This window comes from Streptomyces sp. NPDC003247 (genome assembly GCF_042888135.1).
Taxonomy (GTDB): domain Bacteria; phylum Actinomycetota; class Actinomycetes; order Streptomycetales; family Streptomycetaceae; genus Streptomyces.
Map to the genome: position 1 here is coordinate 373734 of NZ_JBIAPF010000010.1, position 8353 is coordinate 382086.

2 protein-coding genes are annotated in these 8353 nt (G+C 73.8%); one reads left to right on the plus strand and one right to left on the minus strand.

What is annotated here, in order from left to right; genetic code table 11:
* Positions 1 to 3554: 3554 nt before the first annotated feature.
* Positions 3555 to 3692, plus strand: a complete 138-nt coding sequence (locus ACFYWQ_RS31575) for a hypothetical protein (protein WP_389521066.1) — start codon at positions 3555 to 3557, stop codon at positions 3690 to 3692.
* Positions 3693 to 5385: 1693 nt separating this feature from the next.
* Here the strand turns inward: ACFYWQ_RS31575 and ACFYWQ_RS31580 are convergent.
* Positions 5386 to 7782, minus strand: coding sequence for a Helicase associated domain protein (locus ACFYWQ_RS31580; RefSeq protein WP_389521068.1), 2397 nt, complete (start codon positions 7780 to 7782; stop codon positions 5386 to 5388).
* Between the last annotated feature and the right edge of the window lie 571 nt (positions 7783 to 8353).

An 8353-nucleotide genomic window follows, 5' to 3' on the forward strand; every position in this document is an offset into this window, starting at 1 on the left:
CGCGCCCCGGCCGCCGGGCCCCACAACCCGCCGCCGGGCCCCCACAACCCGCCGCCGTACCCCGGCAGCCCGCCGTCCCGCCCGCGGGCACGTTTGCCGACGGCGGCGTGGGCACGAACAGCGCCCGCACCGAAAAACAACTTGCACCTGCACCAGGCGGCGCAGGTGCTGCGCGGGCAGTGCAAACGGCCGGGCGGCCACCGGGCCCGGGCCGCGGGGACCGCCGAGCACCCGGTGGGCGTCCCGCTCGGCACCGCCCAGGACGAGGAGGCCCCTGGGCGTGCGGGGCGAGGTGTACACGACCTCGGGCACCCTGCACGGCGGCGTTGCCGTCCCGGCCCGCGCCGCCGCCCTCTACCGGCAGCTGCCGGTACGTTGCCGGGGAATCGCTGGTGCCGCTGCCCGGCCGTGCCGCGCGGGTTGCCGAGCTGGCCGCCCTCCAGGAGCCGGGCGAGCAGGAGGCGCGGGAACTGGCCGGCTGGGCGGACCGGCACACCACCGCGTTCTTCTTCCGCTCCGGCCCGGCCGCGGCCCGGCTGCACGTCCTTCACGAGCACGCCCCGCGCCTGCTCCTGCCCGACGGGGCGGCCGGCGTCTGGCCCGGCCGCCCCGTCGGCCAGGAACACCTTGCTATCGCGTCCCCGCGGACCGCCCGGCCGTGGCCGGCCGCCCACGCCGTCCAGCTTGCCGCCGCCGGCCCCGACGGTCCGGGCGCGCTGCTGCGCCTGACCGCCGCCGGCGCCTTCATCCCTGCCGGTATCCGACGGCTGCTCCCGCACGTCACCGCACGGCCCCCGGTCCAGGCGCCGGCCGAGGAGGCGAGCCTGTCGCGCCGGCTCGTGGCCGGCCGGGCGGGCAGCCTCCCGATGCCCGCGCGTGACGGGGACCGGCTCCTCGTCGTCGAGGAGCCGCTGAAGGACACCGTCGGCCCCGGGCACGCCGGCTGCCTGGCCCACGCGACCGCGCGCCAGCACGCGTGCACCGGCCACGAGCCGTTCCCCCACGAGCCGTTCCCCCACGAGCCGTTCCCCGAGCTGACCGAGGTCTTCCGACGGGAGTGGGCCACCCGCCTGCCCGGCCACGGCATCACAGGCATGCTGGGGGAGCCGGTGGTGACCGTCCACGCCGGCGCCGGCGGGCCGTTCTGCAGGGCCCGCGCGGTCCGCGGCGCGCTGGCGGCCCTGCTGCGGACCGCGCGGGCGCCTGTCAGGCAGTCCTGGTCCGCGTACGCCGACCTGGCCGAGGTCCGTGTCCTGGACGCCAGGGTCTTCCCGGGCCCGGTCCCCTATCCGGGCCGGCTCCTGGCCCGCGCGGTCCTCGGCCTCGCCGCGGCGGACGCCGCGGCCGGTCTCCCGCCCGGCCGTGGCCGGCCCTCCCGCTCGCCGGGCGGATGCGGGCATGGCCGCGGATCGCCGCCGCGGGTGAGCACCTGCACGGCCGGGTGCCCGCCGCCCACCTGGCCGCCCACCCAGCCGCCACGGGCACCGACGCCACGGGCACCGACGCTGCGGGCATGGACGCTGCGGGCACGGACGCGGGCCAGTGGTGGGGCCGGGCAGTCGAGACCACTGTGCGGCTGCCGGCCGGCCGCCCGACTCCGGAAGGCGCCCGGCGGCCGCCCCTCGTGCCGGGCACCTTCCGGAGTCGGGCGGTCCTCCTGCCCGGGCCAGCGGGCACGCGCGGAACCCGGCCCGGTCCCTGCCGCCGAGGAGATCGACCAGGTCCTGCCCGCCGCACAGGGCGTGGACGAGGCCGGCGGCCGGGTCGAGCCGATCGCCTCCTGGCTCCGGGTGCGGCGGCGCCGGTCCTGCCCGCCCCGTTGCCGGCCGGCTTCGCCCCGCTACCGGCCGCCGCGCTGCGCCGGCCGGGGCCGGCCTGCGGACCGCCGCCCGCCCCCGGCCGCGCGCCCGCCCCCGGCCGCGTCATCACACCGTCGTCGCCCTGGAGGATCTGCTGGAGCCGGCCGCCGCGGCCGGCCCGCTCACGGCCGCCGCCGCCCCGGACACGGCCGCCGACGGCTACGCCCCGGTGCTGCAGCGCCTCGTGGGCGGCGGGGGCGCCCCGCCGCCCGGACCGCCGCCGTCCCCCGGGTTCTCGACGCGCTGGTCCGGCCGGAGGCCGGCGCGTTCTACCTCGCCGCCGCAGCGACCGTCGCGCGCCACCCCGGCGTCTTCCCCGCCGGCCCGGCTCTCCGCCGGCCCGGCCGAGGCCGTCCTCGCCGCTCTCACGCTGAGCCGCGCCCTGCCCGCTCCGGCCAGCCCGCATGTCGCCGACACGGCGGAGTCCGCCGGCCGGGCGTGGTCCGCTCTGCTGAGCTTCGTGTGGCGCACCGGCGGTGCCCCGGCGGTGACCTGCCGGCCGTCCTGGACCACCTGTACACCCTCGCCGAGCCCCTCACCCGCTCCCGCCCCGCCACCGCCCGCCACCGCCCGCTCCCGCCCCGCCACCGCCCGCCACCGCCCGCTCCCGCCCCGCCACCGCCCGCCACCGCCCGCTCCCGCCCACGCCCAGCGCCACCGGCCCGGCCGGCGACAGGACGGCCGGGAAAGCCGGGAAAGCCGGGAAACCCGGGGAAGGCGGGGAAGGCGAGGAACTGCCCGCGGACCTGCCGGACACCCACCCGGCGGTGCGCGCACTGGACCACCCCCCGCGAGCACACCGCCGACCAGGCCCCGCGGACGGCGAGATACCCGGTGACGTCCTCGCCTGGCCGCCGACGTCCTGGCTGCCCGCCCCGGCGACGAAACGGGCGCCGCCGTGATCGGCGCGCACCTGCCGGTCCTGCACCGCCGCGCCACCGCCTGCACCGCCGCGCCACCCCGAGCCGTACACCCCGGCCCCCACCGGCCCTCGCCGGCCGCCCCTGGCAGGACCGGGCAGGACCGGGACCCCGGCCCGGCCCCCAGCCCGCCCGGCCCCCAGCCCGCCCGGCCCCCAGCCGGGCCGGCACCATGCCGGCAGGGGGGGCGACACCGACCTCGCCCCTCATCTCCCGCTGAATGCCGCCGACTGCACGAGCCGCCGCCACTTCGCATGCCACCGCCGCGCCAACTGCCTCGCATCTCCGGCACGCATACGGCGCCGGCCCGGACAGCTTGCTGCTCAGCGCCGTGCCCACGCACGCCACCACCACTCGCCAGCAAGGTGAACCAGCCGGTCAAGCCAGGCAAGCACGCTGAGACAGCGCACCGTTCGACGGCATACCTCTGCCGCTGTCGTGCCACCCACACCCGGACCGGCTCCTGCACCGGCGAAGCACCGGCGAGGCACCGGCCGCCGACCACCCCGCCCCGGTACCCACGGCCGCCGACCACGCCGCCGCCAGCACCCACCGAGCCCGGCGCCGCACGCACGGCCGGCCGCTGCCCAGGGAAGGACGACCCGTCATGGGACGAGGTACCGCTGCATCCGCGCCAGCAGCTGCAGACAGGCGCCCTACCAGTTGGTGACGCCCGTGCAGAAGCCGCTGAAAAAACCCGAGAACCGGCCCCTGCCGAGCCCGGTACAGCCGGCCGACCGGACGCGGATGACCGCCGGACACCGGCCGGACGCGGATGACCGCCGAGCAGGGCACCTTCGACAGCCCGCACAGCCAGCGGGCCGACAGATCCTACGAGATGCTGGAGCAGATCCTGATCCAGCACCCGCCGGAGACCCCCGGCCGCCCGGAGCAAAGCGCCGCCACCGGCTGACCGCCCCACAACAGCACCTGCAGAACGACCCCGGCCGCACGCCACCGTCTGATGCCCCCGGCCCGATCCGCACACCCCGCCTCCCCGCCCAGCAGCCCAGGACTTCGTGGCGCGCGATGCCGGAACGAAGCGCTCACGCCAACGTAGCGCCGGAGCCCGGCCGCACCGGGAGAAGAGCCACCAGGAACCGCTCGCCCCCGGGCCGCAGGGACCGGCCGACCGCAACGCCGAGGCGGCACCGGCCCGGACGCCGGGCGACGAGACAAGGAGACGGGCGCGGAGCGACGCAACGTCCTCGCGACGGGAGCCGCCCTGTGCACCGGGGCGCACGCAGTACCGACGGCGGTGTAGGGCCCCGCCGCCGCGGTCGTCCGCCGACGACAACGCCGCGGCGCGACGGCTGTTCGCAGCCGACGACCACGCGCTCGGCCGCATGCTGCCGCCGCTCCTGGACGCCGCCGCACACAGCACCGAACGCGACCCGGCCGACGCCGCCCAGTCCACAGGGATGGGAGCGCCGGCTTCCCAGCCGGCGGTCAAGCAGAACCGCACCAAGGCCACCAGCGTGCACACGACCCTGACCGGCACAGCCGCCACCCGCTGCGGTGACGTGACGGTGCTCACCGCCGTGCCCCGCACGGCCACCACCCCGCACCGGCCGCACCCACCAGACCCTGGACCTACAACACCAGGCCCGCGTCCATCTGCCGGCCGGCCCCCACCCAGCACCCGCCGAGCTGAACGCGGCCGGCAAGGCGGCCCTCACCACCGCCTGCACCGCAGCCCACACCCGAGTCGCCCACCGCGGCGGCCGACTCCGCAGCCGAGACACAACAGACAGCCCGCCCACCCACCCGCCCCCCACACCACCGCCAGGCCCCGGGAGCCGACCGCCGGCCAGCACACCCTGCACCAGGCCGGAATCCACCACCACCCCAGCAACATCGACACCACCCTCGCGCGGCTCCGGTGAAGCACAGCATGCACAAGGAACTGCAAGCCTCCGGCCGGGACCGCCAGCAGACACACCACCAAAAGAAGCCGAAAACACGACCGCTGGCCCGGGACAGCAGGCCGAACGCAGCGCGGACCCCACGCACCCCCAGCACGGCGCCCGGCGACGCGCTGCGAGCGCTCCAGCCCACGAGGACAGCATCCGTACCCGGTCCGGCACCCGGCCGCCCCAGCAGAGCGCCGAAGGCAGCCTCAGCCACCCGCCGGTCACCGAAGCACACACCGACGATGGCCGTCCCAGCCGGAACGCCCCGCACACCGCGCCCCCGGCGGACAACATCCCACCCGGCGGCCGGCACCGCAGCCGCCATGGCCCGTGACATCCACCCCGGCACAGCCCGGAACAGCACCACCTACAACATCAACACTGCCTGCCTGCCCAGGAACGGCCCGCCCGCCCGGCGGACGCCCGGGAGAAGGGACATCGCCAGAACCGGATCCATGCCCGTCTCGCCGCCGCCGTTCTCGTCGACGGCCTCCGGACACGAAGGCACAGCAGGACGCCCGGGACCAGCACACAGCCCGCAACCCTCACCCACTCGGCTGAATCCGCCCGCCACATACCCCCAAAAGGGCAGCAGCCCAAGATCCCAGTGCCTACACACACTCCAGTGCGATGCACGCCCGGGACAGCGAATGACCCCGGGCACACAACGCACCTGAGGCCCGCCCAACAGCATCAGGATGCTGCCCATTCGAGTCCGAGTGCGGCCAGCACCCGGAGCCTGTCGGCGGCGAGCCTGGCCCGCCTCGACTTCATGTTCGACAGGAAGACCCCCAGCTTCACAGAGTGCTCCCGGCCCCCGACCACAACCGTCTCTACATGCCCTCTGGGAACTCTCACAGAACCCTCGCGGGCCTTGTACTGCGCGAGAGCCGCGACGCCCCGCTCAAAGGCGCTCAGAGGCGCCGCGGACGGCCTCGCGGACTCCTCCGGCTCCGGGGCCAGCAGTGTGATGCCGAACTGCTCCAAACGCTCCCGCTGCCCGTCCGCCAGAGCCGCCCAGACCTCGGGCTGACGTTGCCGGGCCAGCCATTTGCCGATATCCATGCCGTGCACGGTGACCCCGGGCAGGACGCCCGTCTGGCCTTCTTCGCCACGCACCAGCTCGCGCAAGGCAGCGTAATGCCGTTGCCACTCGGCCGACCACGACGGGTTCCAGTCCTCGTCGACGCCCTCCAAGGCGGTCCTCCACTCGGGACGGCCCTCCAGTGCACCAGGGCGGCGAAGGTTGGACAGCCACTGCCCGACCGGCCGATCCAGCGCCGTGGCGCTCCGGGGAGCGCACAGTGTCCAATGCTCCTCGTAGTACGCCTTCGCGGCCTCCAGATTCCCCTGGAACCGCTCATCGGCGACCGACCAGACCATGCCGAGGCGCTCCAGCCGCTGCGCGCGCCGCCCGCTCATCTCCCCAGCCGCGTAGGCCCGCCGCTGCTCCGCCACCCACTGCCCGAGAGGAGTCGCTCCCTCCCTGTGCCCGTACGGAACCCTGGCATGATGCTCACGCTCCGTGAACACCTTCAGCTTCGCCCAACCGCGCGCCCAGTCCTGACGCTCCGTGTCGATCACGTTGAAGCTCACCCAGTCCGCGACCATCACCGGGTCACGCGGAACCGCAAAACGGAGCAGCAGGCGGGATTCTTCCCCGCCTTCCTCCGGCGCCGCGCCAATGCTCACAGAAGGCTGCGCGACATCTTTCCGCGGCTCCTGCGGAATCGCGAGCAGTTCCACGGCCTCTTCATCGTGAGCCCGAAGACCCTCAAGAACCTTCACCAAAGGCCGATACGACCCCGAGGTGAACATGTCCTCAGGCTCTTCCCCGGACTGGAGAAACACCGGAACGATCAAAGAGGCGAGTTTCCCTTGCCCGGGCCTTTGACGCAAAGCACGGCCGACGGCCTGGACGATGTCGTGCGGCGCCCCCTTGGGGTCCAGCAGGGCGACACTGTCCACACTTCTGATGTCGACGCCCTCCCCGAGCACACGACAGTTCGACAGGACAGCACGCTGCGCCGTGGTGCCGAACGAGCCCAGGACTTCCCGCCGGTGCCCGGGCACGTGGTCGCCGCACAGCCAGTCCGCCCAGATCCGCTTCGGGTATGCCCTGGGCTGGTCGGCGTGCAGCTTGGCCGCAACACGCTGAAGGCCCTCCGCGAACGCCTGTGCCTCCATCGTCCGGTGGTGGAAGGTGATGCACGTCGACAGGTCGTGCTGCGCCATGGTGTGCAGGAGCGCGGCCTGGAGCGCCCCGAGGCGCTGCCCGCGGACTTCCTCGGTGTGCCGGTCCTCGCCCATCAGCCGCTCCGGGGTGACGACCGGGTCCTTCAGCTCCAGGACGATGATCTGGTACCGCGCCAGCAGGCCCCGCGACACCGCCGACGCCAGCGACAGCTTGTACAGGACGGGCCCGAAGACCTTCTCGTCGTCCATGGAAGCCGCCATCTCCCGCGGCAGCGGGTCCCGCACCCCCTCCGCGACCTCCCGGTCCAGCCGCTCCTCCCAGATCCGCGGCGTCGCCGTCAGATACAGCCGACGGCGCGACGGGATGACGCTCTGGTCGTGGACGTCGGCCCACGCCTTCCCCATCGAACCCGAAGTCCTGTGCGCCTCATCGACCACCGTGAGGTCCATCGGCGCCAACTGCTGCCCGTAGACGCCCTCGAAAGCCTCCGCCAGAACACCGAGGCTGGCGTACGTCCCGAAGACGGCCACAGGCCCGCAACCGTGCCACAGAGCCAGCTGCACGGGGCTCGTGGTGGAACGCACCTTGAGGTTCCACAGCTCCGGGTCGCCCTGCAGCGAGCACACCGCAACCGCCGGCCCCGTATGCCCGGCCGCGCGCCACGCCTGGACGGTCTGGGTCAGAAGGTCCAGCGTCGGCACCAGCACGAGAATGCGGCCCTTGGGGACAAGGCGTTTCGCCGATGCCGCCGCGATGATGGTCTTTCCCGTCCCACACGCAGCGTGCACCTGCCCGCGCAGACCGCTGAAAGGAATGCCGCCCGGCGGGATATCGAGACCACGCACAATGGCGGCAACGGCCTCGATCTGGTGGTCACGCAGTTTCACGGCCATTCCCGTGTTCTCCCTTTCGCGGAATATGGCGCGCAATCTGAAACGAAAGTCTGGCGCGGTGAAGGTGGCGGGGATGTAGTGTCTGGACCCAAACTCTACACAGCCAAGCATCCCTGATGCATCACCCACGGGTCATATCCCACCCCAGGGCGATACACACTGAATCTCGCTCCAAATGCGGTGGGGTTGTTGTATATTCTGACAGAGTATCAGTGAACGCGCCAGGCCAGGTTCGAGGCTGGGGAGGGTCCCGGGTGGAGCGCAGCGGAGCCCCTCACTGCGGTGCAGCCGGCAACCCAGCCAGACCGACGGCCCGTCATCTCCATTGTAAAGGTGATAGTTGGTAATCCCATACCCTACACAGGCGCGAGCATGGTGCACCTCCCCCTGCGGCCAGCCTTGGCCACCCGCGCAAGCGCGGGTGGCCCGCAATTCGCGCTTGCGCGAATTGATGCTCTTTTAGAATTCCGCTTGCGGAATTCCATTCCCCCGCTTGCGGGGGAATTCGAATTGCGCTTGCGCAATTCGTACTCTATGCCCCGGCTTGCCGGGGCATAGCCCGCTCCGCGGG